This window comes from Halocynthiibacter sp. C4, assembly GCF_028823805.1.
Lineage (GTDB): Bacteria > Pseudomonadota > Alphaproteobacteria > Rhodobacterales > Rhodobacteraceae > Falsihalocynthiibacter > Falsihalocynthiibacter halioticoli.
In genome coordinates this window covers 1442005-1467037 of sequence record NZ_JAPEIE010000001.1, presented here as the reverse complement: position 1 = coordinate 1467037, position 25033 = coordinate 1442005, and the positions used below count along the sequence as shown (strand labels likewise).

Annotated in this window: 23 protein-coding genes and 1 tRNA gene; 18 read left to right on the top strand and 6 right to left on the bottom strand. The window is 54.4% G+C overall.

Going from position 1 to position 25033, the window contains the following annotated elements:
* Nucleotides 1-979 precede the first annotated feature (979 nt).
* Nucleotides 980-2146: an ROK family transcriptional regulator gene (locus tag OU789_RS07120; RefSeq protein WP_274654468.1), complete on the bottom strand. Its 1167-nt coding sequence runs from the start codon at nt 2144-2146 to the stop codon at nt 980-982.
* A gap of 88 nt (nt 2147-2234) precedes the next feature.
* On the opposite strand from OU789_RS07120, the gene OU789_RS07115 reads away from it, so the two are divergent.
* Genes OU789_RS07115 through OU789_RS07095 form a run of 5 tightly spaced genes read left to right on the top strand, consistent with a single transcriptional unit; the run spans nt 2235 to nt 8595 of the window.
* On the top strand, nt 2235-3500 hold the full coding sequence (locus tag OU789_RS07115; protein WP_274654466.1) for an ABC transporter substrate-binding protein: 1266 nt from the start codon (nt 2235-2237) through the stop codon (nt 3498-3500).
* A gap of 57 nt (nt 3501-3557) precedes the next feature.
* Complete coding sequence (locus tag OU789_RS07110) at nt 3558-4442, top strand: carbohydrate ABC transporter permease (protein WP_274654464.1); 885 nt, start codon at nt 3558-3560, stop codon at nt 4440-4442.
* Nucleotides 4442-5293, top strand: a complete 852-nt coding sequence (locus OU789_RS07105) for a carbohydrate ABC transporter permease (RefSeq protein ID WP_274654462.1) — start codon at nt 4442-4444, stop codon at nt 5291-5293. The genes OU789_RS07110 and OU789_RS07105 overlap by 1 nt, the downstream gene beginning before the upstream one ends.
* Before the next feature lie 3 nt (nt 5294-5296).
* The gene (locus OU789_RS07100; protein WP_274654460.1) at nt 5297-6427 is read left to right on the top strand and encodes an ABC transporter ATP-binding protein; all 1131 of its coding nucleotides are present in this window, start codon (nt 5297-5299) and stop codon (nt 6425-6427) included.
* A gap of 14 nt (nt 6428-6441) precedes the next feature.
* A complete protein-coding gene (locus OU789_RS07095) occupies nt 6442-8595 on the top strand; it encodes a beta-galactosidase (RefSeq protein WP_274654457.1) in 2154 nt (717 codons plus the stop codon).
* A 1049-nt stretch (nt 8596-9644) separates the two neighbouring features.
* Here OU789_RS07095 and OU789_RS07090 read toward each other — a convergent pair.
* Together OU789_RS07090 and OU789_RS07085 are read right to left on the bottom strand one after the other, a co-directional pair.
* On the bottom strand, nt 9645-10997 hold the full coding sequence (locus OU789_RS07090) for a DUF6538 domain-containing protein (RefSeq protein ID WP_274654455.1): 1353 nt from the start codon (nt 10995-10997) through the stop codon (nt 9645-9647).
* Between the two features lie 130 nt (nt 10998-11127).
* Nucleotides 11128-11217 (bottom strand) — tRNA-Ser (locus tag OU789_RS07085).
* 197 nt (nt 11218-11414) lie between these two features.
* Between OU789_RS07085 and OU789_RS07080 the strand changes: the two genes are divergently transcribed.
* From OU789_RS07080 to OU789_RS07050, 7 genes are all read left to right on the top strand, one after another.
* The gene (locus OU789_RS07080) at nt 11415-12251 is read left to right on the top strand and encodes a DUF2059 domain-containing protein (RefSeq protein WP_274654453.1); all 837 of its coding nucleotides are present in this window, start codon (nt 11415-11417) and stop codon (nt 12249-12251) included.
* Nucleotides 12252-12506: 255 nt separating this feature from the next.
* On the top strand, nt 12507-13208 hold the full coding sequence (locus OU789_RS07075; RefSeq protein WP_274654451.1) for a 50S ribosomal protein L21: 702 nt from the start codon (nt 12507-12509) through the stop codon (nt 13206-13208).
* 11 nt (nt 13209-13219) lie between these two features.
* Nucleotides 13220-13489, top strand: a complete 270-nt coding sequence (gene rpmA, locus OU789_RS07070; protein WP_263953094.1) for a 50S ribosomal protein L27 — start codon at nt 13220-13222, stop codon at nt 13487-13489.
* Between the two features lie 167 nt (nt 13490-13656).
* Nucleotides 13657-14187 carry a GNAT family N-acetyltransferase gene (locus tag OU789_RS07065; RefSeq protein WP_274654448.1) on the top strand — a complete coding sequence of 177 codons (531 nt, stop codon included), beginning with the start codon at nt 13657-13659 and terminating at the stop codon, nt 14185-14187.
* A gap of 119 nt (nt 14188-14306) precedes the next feature.
* On the top strand, nt 14307-15344 hold the full coding sequence (obgE, locus tag OU789_RS07060) for a GTPase ObgE (RefSeq protein WP_274654446.1): 1038 nt from the start codon (nt 14307-14309) through the stop codon (nt 15342-15344).
* Nucleotides 15332-16465: a glutamate 5-kinase gene (gene proB / locus OU789_RS07055; protein WP_274654444.1), complete on the top strand. Its 1134-nt coding sequence runs from the start codon at nt 15332-15334 to the stop codon at nt 16463-16465. The genes obgE and proB overlap by 13 nt, the downstream gene beginning before the upstream one ends.
* A gap of 111 nt (nt 16466-16576) precedes the next feature.
* On the top strand, nt 16577-17830 hold the full coding sequence (locus OU789_RS07050; protein WP_274654442.1) for a glutamate-5-semialdehyde dehydrogenase: 1254 nt from the start codon (nt 16577-16579) through the stop codon (nt 17828-17830).
* 2 nt (nt 17831-17832) lie between these two features.
* Here OU789_RS07050 and OU789_RS07045 read toward each other — a convergent pair whose 3' ends face one another.
* The gene (locus OU789_RS07045; protein WP_274654440.1) at nt 17833-18432 is read right to left on the bottom strand and encodes a histidine phosphotransferase family protein; all 600 of its coding nucleotides are present in this window, start codon (nt 18430-18432) and stop codon (nt 17833-17835) included.
* Nucleotides 18433-18459: 27 nt separating this feature from the next.
* Here OU789_RS07045 and OU789_RS07040 point away from each other — a divergent pair, with 27 nt between their 5' ends.
* The 3 genes from OU789_RS07040 (at nt 18460) to OU789_RS07030 (ending at nt 20340) form a co-directional block, all read left to right on the top strand.
* Nucleotides 18460-18636 (top strand): DUF3553 domain-containing protein, encoded by a 177-nt coding sequence (locus OU789_RS07040; RefSeq protein ID WP_263953100.1) that lies wholly within the window; start codon nt 18460-18462, stop codon nt 18634-18636.
* 85 nt (nt 18637-18721) lie between these two features.
* On the top strand, nt 18722-19501 hold the full coding sequence (locus OU789_RS07035; RefSeq protein WP_263953101.1) for a GNAT family N-acetyltransferase: 780 nt from the start codon (nt 18722-18724) through the stop codon (nt 19499-19501).
* Entirely contained in the window at nt 19498-20340 is an 843-nt protein-coding gene (locus OU789_RS07030; RefSeq protein ID WP_274654436.1) for a lysophospholipid acyltransferase family protein, read from the top strand. The genes OU789_RS07035 and OU789_RS07030 overlap by 4 nt, the downstream gene beginning before the upstream one ends.
* A 13-nt stretch (nt 20341-20353) precedes the next feature.
* Here the strand turns inward: OU789_RS07030 and OU789_RS07025 are convergent, their stop codons facing one another.
* On the bottom strand, nt 20354-21013 hold the full coding sequence (locus OU789_RS07025; RefSeq protein WP_274654434.1) for a thiamine phosphate synthase: 660 nt from the start codon (nt 21011-21013) through the stop codon (nt 20354-20356).
* A gap of 74 nt (nt 21014-21087) precedes the next feature.
* A complete protein-coding gene (locus tag OU789_RS07020; RefSeq protein WP_274654432.1) occupies nt 21088-21417 on the bottom strand; it encodes a TfoX/Sxy family protein in 330 nt (109 codons plus the stop codon).
* A 93-nt stretch (nt 21418-21510) separates the two neighbouring features.
* Here OU789_RS07020 and OU789_RS07015 point away from each other — a divergent pair, with 93 nt between their 5' ends.
* From OU789_RS07015 to OU789_RS07005, 3 genes are all read left to right on the top strand, one after another.
* Nucleotides 21511-22269, top strand: coding sequence for an RNA methyltransferase (locus tag OU789_RS07015; RefSeq protein WP_274654430.1), 759 nt, complete (start codon nt 21511-21513; stop codon nt 22267-22269).
* A 116-nt stretch (nt 22270-22385) separates the two neighbouring features.
* Complete coding sequence (gene ctaA / locus OU789_RS07010; RefSeq protein WP_274654428.1) at nt 22386-23525, top strand: heme A synthase; 1140 nt, start codon at nt 22386-22388, stop codon at nt 23523-23525.
* Between the two features lie 37 nt (nt 23526-23562).
* The gene (locus OU789_RS07005) at nt 23563-25020 is read left to right on the top strand and encodes a carboxypeptidase M32 (RefSeq protein WP_274654536.1); all 1458 of its coding nucleotides are present in this window, start codon (nt 23563-23565) and stop codon (nt 25018-25020) included.
* The last annotated feature ends 13 nt before the right edge of the window (nt 25021-25033 follow it).

The window sequence follows — 25033 nt, the reverse complement described above, 5'->3', positions numbered from 1 at the left end:
CTTCGTTCGGTAGACGATTAATTTCACGTACACCGGCCGCCAACACTAAAGCGTAAAAGATGTCCGGTATGGGCTCACTGCCGTCATTAGACCGGTCGCAGCATGTTCAGTCGTTGGGTTACGGTGAACCGACAAACCGGCCCTAAGCCGACCTTCCTGCCAGATGCAGAGGATGACCGGTCCCAGTCCCAGAGCCGAAGTTCACAGCGGGCGAGACAGATGCCCGGTTCCAACCCAAGGCAAACATGCGCATGGTCGGCTGGCGTGAGAAAACCTCTTAAGCATACTCGGCAGGAGGCAAATCACCTTCAAATATTTCTGGATCAAACAGGAACTCTGTAGAGTATTGCTTGAGGCCCCAGAAACGCCTCCAAAGGCGCAGCACTCGATTTAGAAGCGTAGTGGGTCCATCGTGTCTGACGACGGACAGAGCCAGACAAGCTGATTATGTTACGTCTCAACGATAAAGAATTGAGCTGAGGGGGGGTCGTTAGGACAGAAGAAATAGAAGAGTATCGGTAAATCCTTGCTATGGTGCTCCGAACCTCAGAAAGCAAAAGGAGAAACGTCACCACATTGGTAATGGAATGCGCTTGCTACCGACATTCACAACAAACTCATGAAAGAAACTTCAAGCATTTTGGCTGAGGTGTGCATGCTGTACCGAGGGCGCGGATACCTCAGGTTAAAATATACCAAAATCTATTCTTCTATCCGCCGGCGCGGCCTTGAAATCTCATTGTTGGAAACAGGCTTCGAAGCGATAACGGCGAATGATGCGGAAGCGGCTTTCTAAAGCGCCCAATGCTGAGACTCGTAGTTGTCGAATGGTCGTAGTGTAGCGCCTTGCAGCTGATCGGCAGGCTGTTTTCGTTGAAGTCGAGGTAACAACCCAAATGGGTTAATTACCCACACTTCGCGGGATAGAATACCGCTGTTTTGGAAGCCGCGCTTAAGTGCGCAGAAGCCGCAACCATGCTCAAAAATTTCTGCGTGAAGCGCCGTCGGGTGCGGATAGGTCGAATAGTTTCTCTGTGGCGAGCGCGGCGGCGCCTCGCGCCCATGAGTCATCGTTCCAGTCAACTTTGATAGCCGGTGCATTTCCGAGCGTCAGGGTGGCTAATTCGTCGTGCAACGCCTTGAAGTAGCTGCTGCCGTAGTCAACAATCTCACCGCCGGCGATGATCACTTCCGGATCTAGGGTATTGCATACGACTCCAAGATGCTGTGCCACTGACCTTGCTGCCCTCTGCAAGTATTTGATGGCGTTCGGGTCTTGTTTCGTTGCGGCTTCTAGCAGGGTGCCAGAAGTGGAGGTTCTAGATTGCCAATCCGCTTCCATCGCTGGGACTGAGAAAAAACTTTGAAGGCATCCCTTGCGCCCGCATTCACAGAGAGGACCTTCAAGATCGTGCGTAGTATGCCCAATTTTACCTGCGTTTCCGAACACGCCTTGATGTACCTTATTACCGATGACGGAGCCAATCCCGATCCCAACACCGATGGCAAGTGCGACGAAACAATCGTGATGTTGCCCCGCCCCGAACAACCTTTGTGCTAATGCGTAAGCATTCAAGTCAGTGTCGATCCACACTGGTGCATCGAGCCGCCGCGACATCATTTCTGCAATAGGCACATTTTCCCATCTGAGACGGTGACTTCGAATGCACACGCCCAAATTACGGTTTAGCCGTGCGGGAATAGATGCGCCGATTCCTGAAATTGGCGCGGACCGATCGCCTGCCTTGCTTCGCAATTCATCTACTGCCTCAGCGGCGGCTTCGACTATGTCCTCAGGAGAAAATCCACTGCAGTCAACTTCTGCCGTGGCAATGGTTTCGGTCGCAAGGTCAGTCAGAATCGCCGAAACGCCGTCTGCCTTGAGGCGCAGCCCCACAACACTCTTGGCACCGTAGTCAATTGTGACCGATACAGGCTTTCGTCCTGTTTTGGCCTTTTGCACCGCACCTGTGGTGAGGATGCCTTCTTCGATCAGATCGCTGACCACAAAGGTAACAGCTGCAGGGCTTAAGCCCGTAATGCGGGCGATTTCCGCACGGCTAACAGTGCCATTGGTGCGGATAGTATTGAGTATCAGCCGTCTATTGATGGCGCGCGAAGTCCCTTGGTCGATTTTTTGCGACATGCCTGTTGCCTTTATTAATTTAATAAATTAACAATACTTCATGGCGCCTGAAAAGACAAGGTTGCTAATGTCAAATAGGGAGGAGCGAATGGGAATTTTGAACAAATCTCGAATCACGCGCCGCAGTTTTCTGCGGAGCACAGGGGCAAGCGGTGTCGCGCTCGCGTCCGGTTTGTCGTTACCTGCGATCGCGCAGAACCGGAAGGTGACGATTGTTGCGAACCAAAGCAGCGATGAGTCTTTCACCAACTTTAAGAAAATCACCGAAAACTTCACGGCGGACACCGGAATTGAGGTGGTGATCAACCGTATGGATCATGAGGGGCACAAGACCGCGATCCGCAACTATCTTGTGGCAGGTCCGCCAGATGTAACGTTCTGGTTCTCGGGTGCACGGATGCGCGGCTTCGTTGAGCGTGGCCTCTTTGACGACATTACCGACTTCTTCGAGGCGCAAGGATATGCCGACGTATTGGGGGGTACGACAAGCGCCGTGACGGTTGATGGGCGCCAGTACGGTCTGCCGATGGGCGGGACGCTTTGGGGTAACTTCTATCTCCAGGATGTCATGGATGAGCATGGGCTCACCGCGCCCTCGACGTGGGATGAAATGTTCGACTATGGGAAAAAGGCACGCGGTGCTGGCCTTACGCCTCAAGTGATCGGTACGAAGGAACTTTGGCCGGCGGCCGGTCTGTTTGATGCATTGAACCTGCGTATAAATGGGCTTGATCGTCACATGGCGCTGATGGCTGGTGAAATGTCTTATCTCGACCCCGCGTTGACGCCTGTATTTGATCAATGGCGTGAGCTAATCGAGGCTGACTACTTCCTCAAGGATCATACGTCGTTTGGCTGGCAAGAGGCAGGAGCTTTGCTCGGGCAGGGCAAGGGCGGTATGATGCACTTGGGGAACTTTATTCGCTTTGCGATTCCCGAAGAAAAGCATGATCAAATACGCTTTGCTCCCTTCCCCAAGATTGCGGACATAGCGCGATACGAGGATTTTTCGGTCAACTCAGTCCATGTACCGTCGAAGGCGGAGAACAAGGACCTTGCGCGCGAATTCCTTGCGTATTTTTACGAGCCCGAAAACCTTGCTGCCTATCTCTATCCTGAAGGCAATATTCCGCCGCGTTCTGATGTGCCGCCTGCTGACGATCCCTTGATCAATGCGGCATTGGAGAGCCTGAAAAGTGTTGAAGGCACCGCGCAGTACTACGATCGCGATACGCCGCCAGATATGGCGCAAGCTGGTCTGAAGGGTTTCCAGCAGTTCATGGCGCAGCCCGAACGTCGCGACGATATTCTGTCGGAATTGGACCGCGTCCGTGGTCGCGTGTTTAATCTCTAGTCAATTTGTCGGGCGGCAGAATCTTCTGCCGTCCAACACAAAAAGGTAAGAATCCCCATGGCATTATTGACGCGCAAAACCCGAAGTTGGCTTACGCCTGCTTTGTTGTTGTTTCCGCCGGTTGCCCTGTTTTTGGCTGTGATCGTATTCACATCGTTTCAAAGCGTATGGATATCGTTCCATCGATACGACGGCTTTGGCGACCTGACTTGGATAGGGCTTGGAAACTACGAGGAGCTCTTGCAGGACCCGCAATTTTTCGTGTCTCTGCGTAACAATGTAATCTGGCTAGTGCTGTTCATGCTGGCGCCCCCCTTAGGGTTGGCCGTTGCGCTGCTTGTGAACCAGAAAATTCGCGGCATGCGGATCGCCAAATCTCTATTTTTTGTGCCTCTGGTGTTGGCTCCCGTTGCCGTCGGGGTGGTGTTTTCTTGGGTGTATACGCCGCAGATCGGCCTGTTGTCCAAAGTTTTTTCGCTGTTTGGCGCCGAGGCGCCCGCGCTCTTATCAGATGAGAGATGGGTAACATTTGCAGTCGTTGGCGCGGCGCTGTGGCCGCAGATAGCCTTTTGTATGGTGCTCTATCTCGCGGGGCTAAATAACCTAAGTGAAGATCTCATTGCGGCAGGGCGGGTCGACGGTGCCAAAGGAGCGACGATGCTTTGGCACATTGTGTTGCCGCAATTGACCCAAGTGAGTTTTATCGCGGTCGCGATCACTGCGATAGGGGCGCTTCGGTCCTTTGACATGATTTCGGTCATGACAGCAGGGGGGCCATTCGGATCCTCGTCGACACTGGCCTATCAAATGTATGAGCAGTCGATTTTCTCTTACCGTTTCGGATATGGCGCGGCCATTGCAACGGTACTGTTTGCAATTATGTCGGTGTTCATCGCGTGGTATTTGTCCCGCGTGACCCGCAATGATGCGAGGTCCAGCTGATGTTTCCCCGCTCACTTCCCGAAAACGCGCGCACGCATCGCCTGCTTTATGCAACAAGCACTGTCGTTGTGCTCCTTCTGTGGTTGTTGCCTCTGCTTGCCGTTGTACTTACTTCAGTGCGCTCCAGCGAAGACATCGGTCTTGGCAACCTTTGGGGGATGCCGACCGAGATAGCAATCATTGAGAACTATACAAATGTGTTCACACGTACGCCGATGGCGCGCTATTTTCTGAATTCTCTACTGATCACTGTGCCGAGCGTCGTGTTTGTGCTCATTTTGTCGACACTGGCGGGTTTTGTGCTGGCCAAGTATCGTTTCCCCGGAAATATGGTGATCTTTGCGATGTTTATCGGCGGAAACTTTTTGCCGGCTCAGATCATGATGATCCCTGTGCGTGACTTTATGGTTATGCTGGACCTATTCGACACTATGACAGCTCTGGTGATCTTTCATGTGGCGTTTCAAACAGGTTTTGCGACCTTGTTTATGCGCAATTTTATCGCGGCGTTGCCGGATGAGTTGTTTCAGGCGGCAAGGGCCGAAGGCGCCACGCCGTGGCAAGTGCTTATCCATGTGGTTGTACCTCTGGTGCGTCCGGCGCTCGCCGCGCTTGCCATCTTAACATTCACTTTTGTGTGGAACGATTACTTCTGGGCGGTCGTCCTGACGCTCAGTGATACCGTTAAACCTGTGACCGCTGGGCTCGCAACGCTCAAAGGGCAGTATGTTTCCGCGTGGAACACAATTTCTGCCGCGACTGTCATCGTCGCCGTGCCTCCTGTGGTCATGTTCTTTCTGATGCAACGCCATTTCGTCAGTGGGCTCACTGTCGGTGCCGTCAAGGGGTAAGAAATGAAGAAGCTTGAACTGTCCAATGTGGGCAAAACTTACGGAAAATTTCGTGCACTCGAAGGGGTCGATTTTTCCGTCGAAGACGGTGAATTCGTCGTCATGGTCGGACCATCTGGCTGTGGAAAGTCTACCCTGCTTAAGGTAATTGCCGGTCTTGAGACTGTCACGGAAGGTGCGATTCATATCGCGGGCGAGGATGTTACCGCTGCGGAACCGAATGATCGCGGAATCGCGATGGTGTTCCAATCCTATGCTCTTTATCCACATATGACCGTCGAACAGAATATGGGGTTTGGCCTCAAGCTCGCAAAGCGACCGCGCGCGGAAATCGAGAAAGCAGTCCACGACGCGGCGGCAATCCTGCGGCTAGAGAGTCAACTCGACAAGTTGCCCGCCCAACTATCAGGCGGTCAGCGTCAGCGCGTGGCAATCGGGCGGGCAATTACACGTAATCCCGAAGTTTTTTTGTTTGATGAGCCGCTTTCCAACCTGGATGCGGCACTTCGTACGCAAATGCGGGTCGAATTGTCTGCCCTGCACGAACGTCTTGGTGCGACCATCATCTATGTGACGCATGATCAGGTCGAAGCGATGACGATGGCAGATAGGATCGTCGTTCTGAACGCAGGACAAATCGAACAAATAGGCTCTCCGCTGGCGCTCTATACTAATCCGGCAAATCGGTTTGTTGCGGGTTTTCTCGGCGCGCCACGGATGAATTTTTTCGAAGGAGTTGTCGCTTCGGTGAACGACCGGATCGCATGCATTGAAGTTGGTGGCATGCTTGCTGAGGAAGTTCGGCTCGCCCCACATGCACGGCTCAGCGCAGGGAGTAGTGTCGTTCTGGGAATTCGGCCCGAGGCATTTCAGCTTGTCGACGATGGTGCCAACGGAGGGCTGTCCGTGCGTGTTCAGGTTATCGAACATTTGGGGCGCGAGACGGTTTTCTATGCCGACGGTGGACAAGTTCGTACAATCGATTCCGACAGTGGCACCGCGAATGTGACAGTTCAGGTAGGCCACAGTTTCAACGCAACGGTGGGGAATTCTGTTTCCATTTCTGCTGCTTCCGACAGTCTCTATCTCTTCGACGAAAACGGGCGGACGATCTCCGCTGAAAAGACCATTTAATCACAGGCATGACTATGGAAACTTATCCTATTGGCGCAAAATCAGTTTGGGACCCGATCTCTACGGATCGGTTTATGCTGGGCGCGGCACACTATCCTGAACACGTAGACGAAAGCTATTGGGAGCGCGATGCGGAACGAATGGCCGCGGCGGGCTTCAATACCGTGCGGCTTGGCGAATTCGCATGGCATATCTTTGAGCCACGCGAAGGCGTGTTTGATTTCGATCTGTTTGATCGTGCGATTGAGGTGTTGGCGCGACATGGCATCGATACGATTATGTGTACGCCTACAGCTACGCCTCCTCGCTGGTTGACCATGAATTATCCAGAGGTACTGCGCGTTGACGAGCAGGGGCGGACGGCAAGTCACGGCTCTCGTCAGCACGCTGATACTGCATCGCCCGTGTTCCGTGATCACAGTCGCCGCATCACTCGTGCGATGGCCGATCACTACCGTGACAACAAAGCGGTAATCGGCTGGCAAACAGACAACGAACTGAACACCACCAGCCCGACGTCCTACTCGGCGGCATCTCGCCGCGCGTTTCAAGTCTATCTCGAACATCGCTATGATGGCGACATTGGGATGCTAAACCATGCATGGGGCGGGGACTTCTGGGCAACCGCCTATGACAATTTCGATCAAATTGTTCTGCCCATTGCCGATGCACCGGGTCATTGTAGCCCAGGGCATGTTCAGGACTATCATCGGTTCCTCGCAGCGGCGACAACTGCCTTTCAAAAGGACCAGATCGATATTCTGCGCGCGGCGAACAAGGATTGGTTCGTTTTCCATAATATCGGGCGTCAGGACGACATCGATTTTCGTGGAAGTTTTTGCGAAGATCTCGATTTTATGGGGTATGATGTCTATCCTGCGTTATTCGACGAATTGCGTCGATCTGGTGGTATGGGGCTATCGCAAGCGCATTATCTTGACAAATCTCGCGCCTATGCCGGTAACTTTATCGTTCCTGAGCAGCAGTCAGGATCGGGTGGACAGCCTCCTTTTGCCACCTTGAACCCCGAGCCCGGTGAGATGCGCCGCATGGCGTGGTCGTCAGTGGCGCGGGGGGCAGACGGAATTTTGTTCTTCCGTTGGAGGCCCGCCCATTTCGGGGCAGAGATTTACTGGAACGGCGTAATGGACCATGATGACGTGCCGCGCCGCCGATATCATGAGGCTAAGGCGTTTGCGACGGAATGTGCAGCGCTGAAAGATAAAATTCTCGGTACGCATGTTCGGATGGACGTCGGGATTGCTTCCGCAGACTTCGACAATCAGGAAGCTCACAAGACGTTTTCGATGGGGATGCCTAGTCCCGAGCAGGACGGTGCCGTTATGCACCGCCATTGTTACCGCAACGGAATTTCCTGCGGGTATATCCACCTTGACGATGATCTGTCGCGCCTAAAGGTACTATACGTGCCGCATTGGCCTATTTGGGATACACGTTGGACAAAGCGCCTACACGAGTTCGCTGAAGGCGGTGGCACTGTGATTGTCTCCTCACAGACCGGAACACGGGATCGTAACAATCATGTTCTGCGCACGGTAAGGCCCGGCGAAGGGCTCTCCGAGCTTGTGGGCGTGCAGGTCGAGGAATTCGGTCGTCTTGCTGGTCCTGATGCCGAAGCGCTTTTCTTCGGGTGGTCCGATAGTTCTGACCCGGTCTTGCCGCTACCAACTGAAAGCAGCGAGCGACGCTATAACTTCAAGGTAGGCAATCAAGAGTACACGGCAGCACATACCTATGAACTGCTTGAGGTAGGGCAAGATGTTGATGTTCTAGGTAGTTGGTCTAACCGCTTTGCGGAAGGGCGCGCGATGCTGACACGCCGCAAAGTCGGGCGCGGGGCTGTTTGCTACGTCGGAACGCACTTAACAGATGAGTTGGCTGCACGCCTATTGGAGCAGGACCTTTTGGCCACGCAAGTTATGCCACTTGTTCCGAATCTTCCGCAAGGTGTCGAAGTGTCTATGCGCCAAGGCGAAGACTATGATCTTCTGTTCCTAATGAACTTGACGGCCGACAAGATTATCGTGCCTGGTGTTTTCGGTGCGCTATTGGTTGGTCAAGAGGATCGGACGCATGAACACGGCGAGGTACATCTCGGCCCGCATGGATGCGCAATTGTTGAGTGCGCAAAGGGGGCAGGGGCATGATGTCTCTCTATAGATCGTCTCTTGACTGACGGGCTTGCCCAGTTCGCTGAGCAGCCGGATGTTTGTGTATACGACTTGGCAGAAATAGGTATTGGTGAAGGCCGCTGGCAGAAATGTCAGCGGCGTGTTTTATCAAAGTGTCAGCGGCCAGTTTGTTGCCGCTGCAAAGCCTCATAAAAAGTGAGCGCAGTTATTGGCGAGATATGAAGCAAGAACAAACACAAGTCTATATCAGATTTTTACCTGAAACCGATGTTTTCGATGTCGTGTTCTGTATGCTGAGAAAAGGCTAGGGTAAATTTGAGGAACGGGCTATGAGCTTTTCGAATCTGTACATTTGAGAATTATGAGTACACTTGAGCGGTCGTAGCTCAAGCGCTCATAGGAGGTGTCCGTAGTCAGAGTTTTTCGGAGAGCTGAGGCTAAATGGCTTTGGACTTACAGCAACGAAAGACCCAACATGGGTATCGGCGGCAGAACACTCGCTATGAAACTAAAAGCCGCCGCGTGAATTCTACTGTTGAGCCCCATTAAATATGTGGGCGTTACCGGGGCGCGCCCCAAAAAAACGGCAAGCTTTGCGAGCATTGCCGACCTTCTTGGCGTGTCGGAGCGCTCGAAGTCCGAGTTGCATGTCGCGTTCTTCGTTTGTAATGAATAATTCCTCCATCCTAAATAAGGGAATTTACAGAATGTATCCCTAGGTGCCATACATATTCCCACCGATCGCGTGCGAAACTTTGGCCGTTAGGGCTACACCAAGATTGCGGTGATCTAGCCAAAAAAATGTATCAGATAACCTCCGTGACAAGCTGTTCTCTGCACGCGAAACTGCAGGCGCCATCCTCGCCCCAACTGACCCAGTTCGGTAATCTTGAATATCGGGTTGGCTGCAAACGAGAAGTGGGGGAAAACTGGTGTTTTGCTAAGCATAACATAGCCTGCATTCTATCAAGATTTTTGCCAGATCGCGGGGTAGGAATATCAGCGGTTCGTTCACTCGACCCGGTGGAATTGCTTAGGAGTGCCTTGGAAGCAAAAGGCCATGGTTATCCGTTTTCCGCTGTCCCCATCAGATGCTCCGGTACGTCCAGCATAACCGACAATGCAATCTCACGCCGCTCAGCGAGGGGCATGCTGTCACCATAGACTTCGCGCCCACGTCGCCCCTTCAGCGAGTGGCCCATGAGCTCTCCGCGGTCGTCTGTATCGTAGCCCGCTTTCTTCATCCGGCTCTCCCAACTGTGGCGCAGACCACCGATGGTGACGCCTTCTGGAAGCAGCTTATTCTCGCGCAAGAATTTGTTAACCGTCGCGCTATAGCTGCTCTTGTTGCGGTAGCGCGGAAAACCCTCCGCATGACGCTTCGCGGCCTCAAGCGCAACGCCAACCAATGGGATTTGCCGTTGCGAGGATTGGTTTTTAACTTCGCGGCGGGTGTCCGGGTCGTCTGAGGCTTCATTAACAACCTCGATATGGGGAATTGGGTGATCCAGCTTCAGGGCGGAGGCCGGTAGGTTATAGATCTCGCTTTGACGGCATCCCGTCTCAATCGACATGAGCAAGATATCCCGTGCTTCGGCGTTCAACCCATTGAAAGCACCGGGCGCAAACCATTTCTCGGTAATCCACTCAACCGGCACTTCAGCCTTACGGCTGCTGCTCGCATGACGATCACGAATGGCAACACCGGCATATGGCCTGGGGGGATCTTCATGATCAAGGTCATCGTAAAACCGCGCGAGCATCCCGGAAAGGTAATGAAAATCTTTGTTCGCTGTTTTGACCGACTGCCCCTCTTGTTCGATCTTCGCCTGCCACCATTTTCGATGGCGGCGCGCTTCGGGGGTGCCAACAGCAATAACATCGCAATCTTTTCCCAGAGCCTTGATGAGATTACCAACGGCCCGTTTGCGAGGGTTTAGCCAAAGCCGCATTTGTTCGGGGCTTTTGAACCGATTGTCATGCGCGGTAAGTCTCTGAACGTGCTCCACCAATCCGGAGAGCTTAAGAGACGGAGCTGTGACATTGCCCAAGAGGCTGGGTGCAAGTTCTGCATCTGGCTTCCCATCAGGGGTCGCCACTGCTTCAACGCGCTCAAGAATATCCTCCAGCGGTGCGGATTGCAGTTCTGAGAGATGTTGAAACGTAAAGCCATGCGCAGAAGCGATCTGCTGGGCGGCGCGATACTTATCCACTTCGGAACCATCGCGACCCAGCAGCTTTGCTTCCCACAGCGCAACCTGTTCAGCCCAAATCGTATTCGCTCTGATGCGGGCAAGGGATTGAGAATCTGTTTTGAGGCTTATCCAGATAATCTTGCGTGGCTCAATCTTAGCAAACTGAACAGGAACCCGCCGCTTCAAATACCATGTCGTTCCACGCCGAACCAGATTGTCCATATACCACTCACCTTTGCCTCAATGTGGTGCAAAATGGGTAGAAGATCAAGGCGGCCTGAGAGGCAATGACAGCGATCTTGTCGCAAGTCGTTAGTTTTGTTGAAAAATTTTCGCAATACTATCAGTGTGATGGCGGAGAGACAGGGATTCGAACCCTGGGTAGGCTTGCACCCACAACGGTTTTCGAGACCGCCCCGTTCGACCACTCCGGCACCTCTCCGTGGTGCGCTGATTAGTTAGTATCGCGCAGGGTCGCAAGGGTAAATTCGCTTGAGTTTCAAGAAAAACCCAAAATTTCAGCTCGCGCCGTGTCACGAGGCTGCGATTTGGGGCGTTTGGGGGTGAAATCCTTTTGGAAAGCTGCAACAACTTACTACATATATCCTACGACGAACACCGATGACTTCAGGAGACCCGATGGCCCGTTTGATCCAAAGCACAGTTTCTGCCTTTGTTTTTCTCATCGCGACCTCGGTTGCGGCGTTTGCGGACCGCGAGGCTGAACTGGAGCGCTTGAATGAGATACTGCGATTGGATGAGTTGTTTGAGATTATGGCGGAGGAGGGTGACCTCTATGCCGTTGACCTTGAGGAGCAACTGTTCGCAGGGAAGGGCGGAGACACTTGGCGCAAGGACGTACAAGAAATCTATACCTCGGCGCGTTTGAAGGACTCTTTTTGGCAAATGTTCTCTGAAGCGCTTTCGGACCAAACAGTTTCAGAAACGCTCGCCTTTTATGATTCAGAGCTTGGCGCGAAAATCACCGATGCAGAGTTGCTGACACGCCGCTCGTTTCTTGATCCGGCAGTAGAAGAGGCGGCAAGTGAAATTGTTGCGTCGATGGTTCGGGAACAGGATCCGTTTCTTGTTTCATTGCGTGAATATGCAAAGGTGAACGACCTGATCGATTCAAATGTCGTCTCCTCGATGAATGCGCAATACGCCTTTATGCAGGGGCTAATTCGCGGTGGCGCGGTTGATAATTCGATGACCGACAGTGATATTCTTGCAGATATCTATAACCAAGAGCCGGTATTCCGCGCGGATACCATGGCTTGGGTCATGAGCTTTTTGGCTTTGGCGTATCAGCCGCTAACGGAAAGCGAATTGCGCGATCATATTGCCTTCGGCCGGACGGCTTCTGGGCGGCAGTTCAACAATGCGTTGTTCAGCAGTTTTGACGAAGTGTTCAAAGACGTTTCCGAGGCACTTGGTTATGCGGCGGCGACCTATATAACAAGTCAGGATATCTAAGCGCGCAGATAGCGCTCGGCTTGGGTATGTTGCCAAATTGAAGTTTCGGCACAGAGGCCAAATAAACTTACGGCTTTGGCTTGACTTCTTTTGGGATTGGACCGATAAGCCGCCTCTCAATGCGGGATTCCTTTCGGACTCTCGTGTTGGTTTATGTTTTATTCATCGCCCGAGCGGGCGCGCTGTCCGAGGCGCCATACTGGCAAAAACTCCCATGCGGGGGCCACAAGACGCGGAAATGCAAAGGAAGACCTGATGTTTGCGGTTCTAAAGACCGGCGGCAAGCAATACAAAGTTCAAAGCGGCGACGTGCTGCGAGTAGAGCGTATTGCTGCAGATGCTGGCGAAACTGTTCAATTCAACGAAGTTCTCATGGTTGGCGCCACTGTTGGTACGCCAAACGTTGAGGATGCTGCGGTTCAGGCCGAAGTGATCGACCAGATCAAAGGCGAAAAAGTTATCCATTTCGTCAAGCGCCGCCGTAAGCACGGCTCCCAGCGCACAAAAGGTCACCGTCAAAAGCTGACACTCGTTCGGATCACAGATATCCTTGAAAAAGGTGCATCGAAGTCCGGCGTGAAAGCGGCACAGGGTACAGGTTCCGTTCCTGCATCCGTTGTTGCTGCAATGGCTGACGTGACACCGAAGGCGAAAAACGCTCCTGCAAAGAAAGCAGCTGCGAAGCCCGCCGCCAAAGCCGAGGCTAAGAAGCCTGCCGCCAAGAAAGCCGCACCTAAGAAGGCTGCTGCTGCAACTGGCGCGGACGATCTTAAGAAATTGTCCGGTGTTGGCCCCGCACTCGAAAAGAAACTGCTCGATGCAGGCATCACTACATTTGCCCAAATCGCAGCCTGGACTGATGCTGATGTAGCCGAGTTCGACGAAAAACTGTCGTTCAAAGGCCGTATCGAGCGCGAAGGCTGGATCGAGCAAGCTAAAGAATTCGCTAAAGGCTAAGGAGAGACAGCATGGCACATAAAAAAGCAGGCGGTTCATCCCGTAACGGTCGCGACTCTGCTGGTCGCCGCCTTGGTGTAAAAAAATTCGGTGGCGAAGCCGTGATCCCAGGCAACATTATCGTGCGTCAGCGCGGTACGAAGTTCTTCATGGGTCAAGGCGTTGGCATGGGGAAAGATCACACAATCTTTGCAACTGCTGAAGGTAACGTGAAATTCCACAAAGGCCTCAAGGGCCGCACCTTTATTTCGGTTCTCCCAGTGGCGGAGGCCGCTGAGTAAGCCGAAACCTTATGGTTCAAGATTAGGGGTCGGTGGAAACACCGGCCCCTTTTCATTTTTGTAACATTTCTTTGGTAACCACGCCGCGTACAGGCGCCAGTAGAGAAATTGACATGCGTTAAGGGGCAAATGTTCCTTATGCGATATGCTTTTCGAGGAGGAGAGGCATGAGACTTGAGACGATAACAGGCCAACAGGTAATAGAGACCGAACGGTTCACGCTGCGTCCGGTGCAAAAATCGGATGCCGGACAGTTGCGAATGTATGCGGGGGACAAACGCGTCGCACAGCAAACCTCTTCGATTCCACATCCGCTGCCCCGTGGTGTCATCCAAGCCTTTATCGAACGTGTCCAGCAACCCGACCGCGACGAGGACGCTTGGGTCATGGATCGTGGTGGTGACGAAATTCTGGGTGTGATCAGCCTTAAAAGGATGGACCGTAGCCAATCAGAGATCGGGTATTGGGTCGCACCTGCGTTTTGGGGAACTGGCCTTGCGTCTGAGGCCGTTAACGCGCTGTTGGAAGCAAATCCGCAGAACTGCAAAACTATCTTCGCTGTTGTCTTTCAGGATAATCCGGCCTCTGCGCGCGTGTTGACCAATGCTGGTTTTACGTATCTCGGGGATGCGGAGCACTTTTCCGTGGCGCGGGATGCCAATGTTGCAACGTGGACTTACCTGCGCAAATACGACTGATCCTATTGGACGAAATACGCGGTGAATGCCGCAACTGAAACAAAAGCGGACGCGGTGAAGGCTTGAGCCTCGCCGCGTCCTGCTGTATCGCCTTGATAAATTGACGGAAGGCCGGCCAAATGAAATTTCTAGATCTCTGCAAAGTCTATGTGCGTTCCGGTGGCGGCGGTGGTGGCTGTGTGTCTTTCCGACGCGAGAAATATATCGAGTATGGTGGCCCGGATGGTGGTGACGGCGGACGCGGCGGCGATATCATTGCCGAAGCCGTTGAAGGGCTAAACACGCTCATTGATTTCCGTTACCAGCAGCATTTCTTTGCCAAGAACGGCCAGCCCGGTATGGGTGCGCAACGTACGGGTGCGGATGGCGAAACCATCGTGATGAAACTCCCCGTCGGCACGGAAATTCTTGATGAGGATCAGGAAACGGTTATCGCCGATCTTACCGAGGTGGGCCAACGCGTTGTGCTGGCTAAGGGCGGCAATGGTGGCTTCGGCAACCTGCACTTTAAATCTTCGACCAACCAAGCGCCGCGTCGTGCCAATCCGGGGCAAGAGGGGATTGAACGAACACTCTGGCTTCGGCTCAAGCTGATTGCGGATGCTGGTTTGCTCGGTCTGCCGAACGCGGGAAAATCGACGTTCCTTTCGGCCACGTCAAACGCCCGCCCTAAGATTGCGGATTATCCGTTTACCACGCTGTATCCCAACCTCGGGGTTGTTGGTGTTGATGGTGCGGAATTCGTAATTGCCGATATTCCGGGCCTAATCGAAGGCGCGAGCGAGGGACGTGGGCTTGGCGATTTGTTCCTTGGTCATGTGGAGCGGTGCTCGGTCTTGCTGCATCTTGTGGATGGAACCGCCGAGGACGTTGCGGCGGATTACAAAACTATCATTGGCGAGCTTGAAGCCTATGGCGGCGCGTTGGCAGATAAGCCACGCGTGACAGTGCTGAACAAGATTGATGCGCTGGACGAGGAAGAACGCGCCGAGAAACGCGCGGAACTTGAGGCCGCATGCGGCGGGCCGGTTATGCTGATGTCCGGTGTTGCGCATGATGGTGTAACCGATGTGCTGCGCGCGGTTCGTGCCGAAATTTCCGAAGATAAACTGCGCAAGAAAAAGGCCGACGAGGAGCCCGAACCATGGCAACCCTAGCCGCCACCAACCGAAGTGCAGAGGCTTTGGCCCGCGCGCGGCGCGTTGTGGTCAAGATCGGCTCGGCAATGCTTGTCGATAAAGACAGCGGAGCGTTGCGCGAAGAATGGTTGCAAGGGTTGGCCCGCGATGTGGCCAAACTCAAGGCACAGGGCGCGGATGTAGTTTTGGTGTCGTCCGGTTCTATTGCGCTTGGGCGAGGGGTCTTGGGGCTACCAGCGGGCGGATTGGCACTTGAGCAATCTCAGGCCGCGGCCGCCGTTGGGCAAATCCGTTTGGCGCGGGCCTATGAGGGCGTTCTGGCACCCGAAGGCATTACAACTGCGCAGGTTTTGGTCACGCTCGAAGATAGCGAAGATCGCCGTCGTTACCTCAATTCGCGCGCCACGTTGGAGCAACTCTTGAGCTTCGGCACGGTGCCGATTGTAAACGAGAATGACACCATCGCCACTGACGAAATCCGCTTTGGCGACAATGATCGCCTTGCAGCGCAAGTTGCTGTGACGGTCGGCGCGGATGTGCTGGTGCTTTTGTCGGATGTTGACGGGTTTTACTCCGCCAACCCGGGGATTGACCCGACTGCGCAGCGGTTTGATACCATTGATGTCATTACGCCCGATATCGAGGCTATGGCGGGTGATCCGACCTCTGGACTGTCCAAGGGTGGCATGAAAACCAAAGTCTTGGCCGCAAAAACCGCGACCCAAGCGGGCTGTGCAATGGTCATTTCCGAAGGTTCGGTTGTGCAACCAATTACAAGCCTGATCGAAGGCGCGGCCTGTACGTGGTTTACCGCAAAAGATACCCCACAAGCGGCGCGCAAGCATTGGATATCGGCCATGAAGCCGCGCGGTATTGTAACCGTGGATGCCGGCGCAGCGCAGGCGCTCAAGCGCGGGAAGTCCCTACTTCCAGCGGGCGTTACGGCGGTGAGCGGGACTTTTGGGCGCGGCGATCCCGTAGCGGTCCATGGGCCAGACGGACAAATCGCAACGGGCCTGACGCGCTATACCTCTGAAGAGGCGCAGCAGATCAAGGGTGTTCCTTCGGACCAGTTTCAGGCTATTCTTGGCTATGCCGGCCGCGCAGCCCTGATCCATCGCGACGATATGGTGCTCTGAACCATCTGTGATGGGGCTTATTGCAATTCTTCATGCGTTACCCCCTTGGTTCATTGGCAGAAACCGCATTATATTGCGCCGAACTCCCGTGAACGTTGAAAAGGCGAGACCATGAAAGACAGCGACAATATCCCCCTTCTGATGCAAGACATCGGCACACGCGCCCGCGCCGCATCGCGTGAGTTGGGATTTGCGCCGGGTCCGCAGAAGGAAGCGGCGTTGATGGCCGCCGCTGATGCGGTGTGGGAGCGTCGCGCAGAGATCATCGCTGCCAACGAAAAAGATATGGCATATGGCCGCGACAAAGGGCTGAGCGCTGCGATGCTCGACCGTCTGATGCTGGACGAGGATCGGATTAAGGGCATTGTTGATGGCCTGCGCGCGGTTGCGATGCAGAAGGATCCCGTGGGCGCAACGCTCACCGAATGGGACATGGAAAGCGGGTTGCATATCAAGCGCGTACGCACGCCGCTTGGCGTTATCGGCGTGATCTATGAAAGCCGCCCGAATGTCACGGCTGACGCAGGCGCGCTGTGTCTCAAGGCGGGGAATGCGGTTATCCTGCGCGGTGGATCAGAAAGCTTCCATAGCTCTGGCTTGATCCATGCGTGCCTTCAAGATGGTTTGCGCGAAGCGGGTCTTCCTGAAGACTCAATACAACGTGTCCCAACTCGTGATCGCGCTGCTGTTGCAGAGATGCTGCGTATGACCGAGGCGATTGATGTGATTGTACCGCGTGGCGGCAAAGGACTTGTGGGCCTAGTTCAGCGCGAAGCGCGGGTGCCTGTTTTTGCCCACCTTGAAGGGATTTGCCACATTTATGTGGACAAAGACGCAGATGCGGAGAAGGCCTTGCGTGTTGTGCTGAATGCGAAAACGCGCCGTACCGGGATTTGTGGATCGGCGGAATGCCTGTTGGTGCATAAGGATATCAAAGACACATTAGGCCAAAAAATCGTTGATGCGCTCAAGAAGGCTGGTGTCGAAGTGCGAGCCGAGGGACTTGATGGCAGCGTTCTTGCGAATGAGGAGGACTTCGGCAAGGAATTCCTCGACATGATTATCGCGGCGAAGGTTGTTGATGATGTTGACGGTGCAATCGATCATATCCGCACCTATGGCTCTAATCATACAGACTGTGTGATTACCGAGAATGAAGATGTTGCGGATCGGTTCTTTACGCGTTTGGATTCTGCGATCCTAATGCACAATGCCTCGACCCAGTTTGCCGACGGCGGCGAGTTTGGTATGGGAGCGGAAATCGGCATTGCCACAGGTAAGATGCACGCGCGAGGACCGGTTGGAGCCGAGCAATTGACGAGCTTCAAATACATCGTCAAAGGCGACGGCACCACGCGGCCATAACGTCAGAAAGTGATCGTTATTTCGGTGTCGTGAAACTCTGCGGAAAGAATTTTTCCGCAGTCTTTCAACGCGCTAGCAACAAGAACGAATTGGATTTGCGCGGCAGAGACCTCAATCTCTGGGTTGTCCTCTGAGACGAGTTGCCAGAGGTTGGTGTCGATCTTCAGGCGTTCCGCTTGGGCGTGCAATGTCCAGTTTCCGCTTTCACAGCTACAGGTAATCTTGCCGCCAAATGGCATTGTTGTTTCAAGGCATTGGATCAAAAGAAACGCGAGTTTTGCCTCACGGCGCATTGGGTCTTCTGTGCTGGTCCAGGTGATGTCAACGCGGGCTTGGTCGCTATACTCTTTCAAGATTGCCCCGATCTCTCGTCCGCGCATTTGTTGGGCATGAGCGCTATCGCCGAAGGCGACGCGGAAAAAACGGACCTTGGCATTGGCGTTCGTCACCGAGTCCCGAATAAGCGCCACCTCGGCGCTATTTGCCGCGTTGCTCATCTCCAACAGTTCAACCCCATTGCCGATTGCGCCTAAAGGGCTGATAAGGTCATGACAGATGCGGGATCCGAGGAGGGCGGTTAGGTCTCTTGGTTTCTGCGACATGGTTTTCCTGACGTGCGAGGCAGTTAGATGAACGAAATACTAGAGCCGGGAATGCTGGTGCGAAACCCTGCGCAGCCTGAATGGGGCCTTGGTCAGGTACAATCTGTTATTGATGGTAAAATAACCGTTAATTTTGAAGAATGCGGCAAAATAACTTTGCAAAGTGCGCATGTGCCACTCGAAATCGTCTTTGACGCGGGTTAGTCGGGCTTGCCGTTGCGCTTTGGTTGCATTTAAAGGCGCAAGTCCCTAGAAGCTGCTCAGACAAACTGGAGCTATCCCGCACTCTATGAGCAGAACTGACCCCAAATTCGAAACTCGATTGGCGCAATCGTCCGAAGACCTGCGTGCCGCGCAGCGACTGCGGTACCGGGTATTCATCGAGGAGCTGGGTGGCGATGGCGACATGGTCGACCATGAAAATCGCCTCGAGATGGATGCCTTTGATGCGCATTACGACCATCTCCTGCTGATCGACCATAGCCGCGAGGGTGGCGTTGAAGAACAAGTTGTCGGGGTGTATCGGCTGCTGTTGGGCGAGAAGGCCGCAGAGATCGGCCAGTTCTACTCCGAAAATGAATACGATCTGACTTGTCTAAAACAAAGTGGTCGAAAGCTTTTGGAGCTGGGGCGCTCTTGTGTGCATCCGAATTATCGTGGCGGTACGGCGATGTTCCACCTTTGGAATGGTTTGGCCGAATACGTCCTGTCGAACGGGGTCGAAATCCTGTTTGGTGTTGCAAGTTTTCACGGCACAAATGTCGAAGATATCAAGCAATCTTTGGCCTACCTGCACCACAATCACCTCGCGCCCGAAGAGTTGCGCGTGCGCGTTGTTCCGGAGCATTTCCAGACCATGGATCTTGTGCCAACCGATCAACTTGACCGCCGTGCGGCGATGGTCAACACGCCAGCGCTGATCAAAGCCTATCTGCGGCTTGGTGGTTTTGTCGGCGAGGGGGCGTATCTGGATTATAGCTTCAACACCACGGATGTCTGTTTGCTGATGGATACCGAACGGATGAACGCCAAGCACAAGAATTTCTACACAAAGGCGCGAGACGCGTGACGCCTACATGGACGTCGGATAAGGCCCCCACACCGGTTAAGATTGGGGTCGGTGGCGTTGTGCGCGCCGTTTTACGGGGTGTTCCACTGCTCCTTTTGACGAGCACCTGCTTGATATTGATGCTTTTGCTGCGGCTTATCGAGCAGCCAATTTACGGCGTTCGGCGGCCGTTTACGCCTTATCTTACGTTGTTTGTATGTCGGAATGCCTTTCGTATTCTGGGCATGGGATATAGCGCCGAGGGCGAGATCATGCGCCACAAAGGGGCGGTTGTTGCCAATCATGGCTCTTGGTTGGATATCTTTGCGCTGAATGCGCAGAACCGTATTTACTTTGTTGCCAAGGCCGAGGTGGCCTCGTGGCCCGGGATCGGATGGCTCGCGCGGGCAACAGGAACAGTGTTCATCGCGCGCAAAGTAACAGACGCCCACAAACACCGCGATACCTTTACCGAACGGCTGCTTGCGGGGCATAAGCTGTTGTTTTTTCCCGAGGGGACTTCAACAGACGCGTTGAGAGTTTTGCGTTTTAAATCAACGCTTTTCGCCGCGTTCCTCACAGAAAAAATTAAGCCCGAAGCATGGGTGCAACCCGTGAGCGTTGTTTATACCGCGCCTGAAGGTGCACCTGTGGATTTCTATGGCTGGTGGGGCGATATGAGTTTTGGGCCGCATATGCTCAAGGTTTTGGCGGCGCGTAAGGCTGGGTCCGTGAAGGTGATTTATCATCCACCTTACCGTGCCGCAGATTACGACTGCCGTAAGAAACTTGCCGCGGATTGCGAGGCCGCAGTGCGCTCTGGGGTCGAGAAAACGCTTGGTGACACCTACGCCGGTTAACGGCCTTCTCAGATTACCCGCGAAGCGGTGCGAGGAGCGCGTTGAGGCTTTCTGCTGGTGCGTCGTGGCTCCAGATTTCTGGGCCAACGCCAAAGAAATCCGTAAACGGCGCCAATGCCGCAATGAGGTCCGCATCAAGTGCGCCCTCGGCAACCACAGGGACCTCGATCATTTCTGACCACCACTGAAACAAGTCAAGTTCGGCGCGGCTTCCATCACCCAGCGGTGTCAATCCGACGGGGCCAAATGCAATGTAATCTGCGCCCGCTTCGCCAGCGGTCATCCCGTCATGCTGCGAGTGGCCACAATAGGCGCCGATAATTGCGTCAGGCCCAAGTTCTTTGCGGGTGTTGCGTACAGAGTTGCCCGTATTGCCAAGATGCACGCCATCAAGCCCAAGGCGTTCGACCAATGGAATATGCTTGTCCATCACAATGGCAATGTCGCGCTCATGACAGATTGCGCGCAGGGCGTCAGCGGCGCGGCAAATGCGGTCCTCGTCTTGCGTTGCCATAGAGAGCCGCACACAGGCGATCTCATTGCTGTCGAGAACCCGTGCAAAGACATCAGGAAAGGTTGAAAGCTCGAATTCCGGCGGCGTGATCAGATAAGTTTGCGGCACAAGCGGTGTGTCTTGGGTATCTGTTGCGGGCATGTCTTTTACCTCGGCCATCTCGGACTCCTTGAAGCTCTTCCCGTTCGTTTAACGGTGTTCGGCGGTGTTGTAACGGGCTTTTTTCGTCCCGATTACTTCGGGGGCAGGTCTTTGACGTTTTCGAGCGAAAGATCAATCAAAATTCTGCGGCGCGTATCATCTGATATGGCGTCTTCGTTTGCGTCGATCATACCGCCCATAGGACGACCGGTAAAAGACAGGGGTGCTGTGCCTTCAACCTTGAGCGCTTCGGCTTCGCGCGGCTTTCCGGGGCGGAACATACCACCGCCTTTGTGAACACCACAGACCATGTGTCCGTTCAACTGAAAGCACAGGCCGCCAAACATCTTGCGCTCGGTGATACCTCCCAGATCGGCCAGATCATCGCGCAATAACTGCGCCAGCCCTTCGTCATATGCCATATCGCGCCTCTCTTTCCTGTGGTCTGTCTCTTGCGTCCGTCGTTTTGCGAGCGTAACACATCCGAAATCCGTGGCAAAAGAAAGCGTTTGACCGTGAGCGATAAGAATTGGAGCGGGCCGCAGCCGGCCTTTGTTTTGGTACGCCCGCAAATGGGCGAGAATATCGGCGGCGCGGCGCGGGCAATGTGGAATTTCGGGCTGGACCGGATGCGGATCGTTGATCCGCGCGACGGCTGGCCAAACCAGAAGGCCGTTGCGATGGCGAGCGGCGCGGGACGATTGTTGGATGAGGCGGGGCTGTACGATGATGTGCCTGACGCGCTTGCCGATTGTAACTATGTCTTTGCCACGACGGCGCGTCATCGGGGATTGACCAAGCCCGTGATGTCACCTGAACGCGCGATGGAACATGCGCGCGCATTGATAGCCGAGGGAAAAAAGGTCGGCGTGATGTTTGGTCCTGAGCGTTCTGGCCTTGAAAACGAGGATGTTGCGCGCTCCAATGCGATTATTTCCGTGCCGGTCAATCCGGAGTTCCCTTCGCTCAACCTCGCACAATGTGTGTTGCTGACGGCCTATGAGTGGCGGCGTCAATCTGAAACGGTCGTGCCGGAAACGGTTGAGATGGCAAAAACCGAGTTCGCAGAAGGGCTTGAGGTCGAGAAGCTGGGCGATCATTTCGAACAGAGGTTAGAAGACGCAGGGTTCTTCTTCCCAGAGGCCAAGGCTGCCAACATGAAACTCAATCTGCGCAATATGTGGGCGCGGATGCCGCTTACACGCTCGGATGTTCAGATGCTCCACGGGATGCTGCGCCAGATGGTGCGCTGGAAAGAACGTGGCGATGAATAAGCGCCTTGCGACGTTTAATTCACACCAAGCGAAAATGGGCCGTTGAAGCCTATGGGATCAAAGCCTAAATTCGCGGCAACATATCGCCGCAGGATCGGGTGAGGGAAAGGGCAGCCATGTCAAAGCCACGCAGTATTTTCGAAGAAGTCTCCGAACAGGAGAAGCCATCAACCCCAACGCCGGGTGGCATTGATCGTGCCCCCAAAGGAGCGCGGCGGGGGATCCGGCTCTGGCTGATGGTGATTTTTCTGATGGTTGCGGCGATGGTCGTAATTGGCGGGCTAACGCGCTTAACGGATTCCGGCCTTTCGATTACGGAATGGAAACCTGTTACGGGGGCTGTGCCACCAATGTCTGCGGAGGCATGGGACGGCGAATTCCAGAAATACAGGGAAACACCACAATATGAGGCGCTGAACCGCGGGATGGAGCTTGCGGAGTTCAAGTTCATCTATTGGTGGGAATGGGGCCACAGACAGCTTGGCCGCACAGTTGGTCTGGTCTGGGCGCTTGGGTTCCTCGGGTTTCTGGCGACGAAAAACATTCCAACGGGTTGGACAGGACGGCTCTTGCTGCTCGGTGCGCTTGGCGGATTGCAGGGGGCGATTGGCTGGTGGATGGTGGCGTCTGGCCTCAAAGACGGGATGATCGCTGTGGCCTCTTATCGGCTTGCGGTTCACCTTGGGCTGGCGTTTCTGATCCTTGGATTCCTTGGATGGTACATCCTTCTTTTGGGGCGCAGCGAGGCAGAGTTACTCAAGGCGCGGCGGGACCGCGAGGGCAAGCTCTTCTCCATGTCCACGGGCCTTATGCATTTCAGCATGGTGCAAATCCTGATCGGCGCACTTGTGGCTGGAATTGACGCGGGGCGTACGTTTACCGATTGGCCGTTGATGGCTGGTGGGTTCTTCCCCATTGGAATGTTCGAGCTGACACCGTTTTGGACCAATTTCTTTGAAAACCCAGGACTGGTTCAGTTTATGCACCGGATCGTTGGGTATCTGTTGCTGATCTTTACATTCATTGTTTGGCGCAAGAGCCGTGCAAGCGGGAAATTGGCCGTGCGGCGTGGGTTTGACCTCGTGTTGGGCATGATGGTGCTTCAGGCTGTACTTGGGGTTCTGACCGTTTGGAACGCGGCACCACTCTCAATCGCGATCCAGCACCAAATTGGCGCGATTATCCTGTGGGTGCTGATTCTGCGGGCGCGTTTCATGACGCAATATCCACCCGAACAAACAATCCGGAGGGCCTAACGTGGCTGACAAGACCGCTGCAACATACAACGAGCTTATGGGCTTTGTGCGCGAAACCTGTGCGCTAGGCGAGATTGCGGGCCGTTTGGGCTGGGATCAGGAAACGATGATGGCTCCGGGGTCGGCGCCTCAACGGGCCGAGGAAATGGCTGCAATGGAGTCGGTTCTGCACGCCCGCAAAATGGATTCACGGGTAGGCGAATGGCTTGATGCGCTTGAGGGTGCGGACGTTGGAGAGGTCGAGGCAGCACAGCTTCGCCTGATCCGTCGTGAGTTTGACCGCGCGACAAAGGTTCCTGCTAAGCTGGCGTCCGAAATTGCTCGGGTAACTTCTGCTGCGCAGGGGATTTGGGCAGAGGCCCGTGCCGCCGAAAACTTCGCCGATTTTGCGCCGACTTTGGAAAAGGTCGTTGCCTTGCGCCGCGAAGAAGCGGATGCGCTCGCCCAAGGCGGGGACCGGTATGATGCATTGTTGCAAGATTATGAACCCGGCACTTCTGCCGCCGAAATCAGTACAATGTTTGACAACATGCGCCCGCGTCTTGTGGCGCTGCGCGAGCGTATCCTTGGTTCGGAGTTCACACCCGTTGCCCTGACGCGTGATTTTGACATTGACGCGCAGATGAGCCTCTCGAATGAGCTTGCGATCGGTTTCGGGTATGATTTCACCCGTGGGCGCCTTGATAAAGCGGTGCACCCGTTCTCGAGCGGGTCTGGCAATGATGTGCGGATAACCACGCGCACGGCGGCACAAGATCCGTTCAACTGCATCTATTCCACAATCCACGAGGTTGGCCACGCCTGCTACGAGCAGAATATCTCGCAAGATTATCTGCTCACACCACTTGGGCGCGGCGTTTCTATGGGGGTTCACGAGAGCCAGAGCCGCATCTATGAAAACCAGATCGGACGCAGCGCTGCCTATACGTCCTATCTGTTTGCCAAGATGAAAGACGCCTTTGGTGATATCGGAGTGGCCGATGCAGAGGCGTTCTTTGCGACTGTGAACCGCGTGCGCTCTGGTTACATTCGCACCGAGGCTGATGAAATCCACTACAACTTGCATGTCATGCTGCGGTTTGATCTGGAACAGCAGCTTATCTCTGGCGCGCTCGATGTTGTGGATCTTCCCGATGCGTGGAACACGCGGTTTGAATCCGACTTTGGCGTTGCTGTTGATAAGCCAAGCAACGGGTGTTTGCAGGATGTGCATTGGTCTGTGGGCTTGTTTGGCTATTTCCCGACATACTCGTTGGGGAACCTTTACGCGGGCTGCCTGAACGAGGCGATGCACGCCGCGGAGCCAGGTCTGGATGCAGAGTTTGCCAAAGGTGACACAAGCCGCGCAACAGCATGGTTGGCACAAAACGTGCAGCAACACGGCGGGCGCTATACGTCAGCGGACGTCATCACGCGCGCCTGCGGCAAAGAACCAAGCGAAGCGCCACTGTTGGCGTATCTCGAAGAGAAATTCGGCCGGATTTATAACCTGTAGTTGGTCAAAGGGG

Coding starts and splice junctions, on each gene's coding strand:
- OU789_RS07120 (WP_274654468.1), bottom strand. CDS start 2,146: ATGTCGCAAAAAATCGACCAAGGGACTTCGCGCGCCATCAATAGACGG.
- OU789_RS07115 (WP_274654466.1), top strand. CDS start 2,235: ATGGGAATTTTGAACAAATCTCGAATCACGCGCCGCAGTTTTCTGCGG.
- OU789_RS07110 (WP_274654464.1), top strand. CDS start 3,558: ATGGCATTATTGACGCGCAAAACCCGAAGTTGGCTTACGCCTGCTTTG.
- OU789_RS07105 (WP_274654462.1), top strand. CDS start 4,442: ATGTTTCCCCGCTCACTTCCCGAAAACGCGCGCACGCATCGCCTGCTT.
- OU789_RS07100 (WP_274654460.1), top strand. CDS start 5,297: ATGAAGAAGCTTGAACTGTCCAATGTGGGCAAAACTTACGGAAAATTT.
- OU789_RS07095 (WP_274654457.1), top strand. CDS start 6,442: ATGGAAACTTATCCTATTGGCGCAAAATCAGTTTGGGACCCGATCTCT.
- OU789_RS07090 (WP_274654455.1), bottom strand. CDS start 10,997: ATGGACAATCTGGTTCGGCGTGGAACGACATGGTATTTGAAGCGGCGG.
- OU789_RS07080 (WP_274654453.1), top strand. CDS start 11,415: ATGGCCCGTTTGATCCAAAGCACAGTTTCTGCCTTTGTTTTTCTCATC.
- OU789_RS07075 (WP_274654451.1), top strand. CDS start 12,507: ATGTTTGCGGTTCTAAAGACCGGCGGCAAGCAATACAAAGTTCAAAGC.
- rpmA (WP_263953094.1), top strand. CDS start 13,220: ATGGCACATAAAAAAGCAGGCGGTTCATCCCGTAACGGTCGCGACTCT.
- OU789_RS07065 (WP_274654448.1), top strand. CDS start 13,657: ATGAGACTTGAGACGATAACAGGCCAACAGGTAATAGAGACCGAACGG.
- obgE (WP_274654446.1), top strand. CDS start 14,307: ATGAAATTTCTAGATCTCTGCAAAGTCTATGTGCGTTCCGGTGGCGGC.
- proB (WP_274654444.1), top strand. CDS start 15,332: ATGGCAACCCTAGCCGCCACCAACCGAAGTGCAGAGGCTTTGGCCCGC.
- OU789_RS07050 (WP_274654442.1), top strand. CDS start 16,577: ATGAAAGACAGCGACAATATCCCCCTTCTGATGCAAGACATCGGCACA.
- OU789_RS07045 (WP_274654440.1), bottom strand. CDS start 18,432: ATGTCGCAGAAACCAAGAGACCTAACCGCCCTCCTCGGATCCCGCATC.
- OU789_RS07040 (WP_263953100.1), top strand. CDS start 18,460: ATGAACGAAATACTAGAGCCGGGAATGCTGGTGCGAAACCCTGCGCAG.
- OU789_RS07035 (WP_263953101.1), top strand. CDS start 18,722: ATGAGCAGAACTGACCCCAAATTCGAAACTCGATTGGCGCAATCGTCC.
- OU789_RS07025 (WP_274654434.1), bottom strand. CDS start 21,013: ATGGCCGAGGTAAAAGACATGCCCGCAACAGATACCCAAGACACACCG.
- OU789_RS07020 (WP_274654432.1), bottom strand. CDS start 21,417: ATGGCATATGACGAAGGGCTGGCGCAGTTATTGCGCGATGATCTGGCC.
- ctaA (WP_274654428.1), top strand. CDS start 22,386: ATGTCAAAGCCACGCAGTATTTTCGAAGAAGTCTCCGAACAGGAGAAG.
- OU789_RS07005 (WP_274654536.1), top strand. CDS start 23,563: ATGGGCTTTGTGCGCGAAACCTGTGCGCTAGGCGAGATTGCGGGCCGT.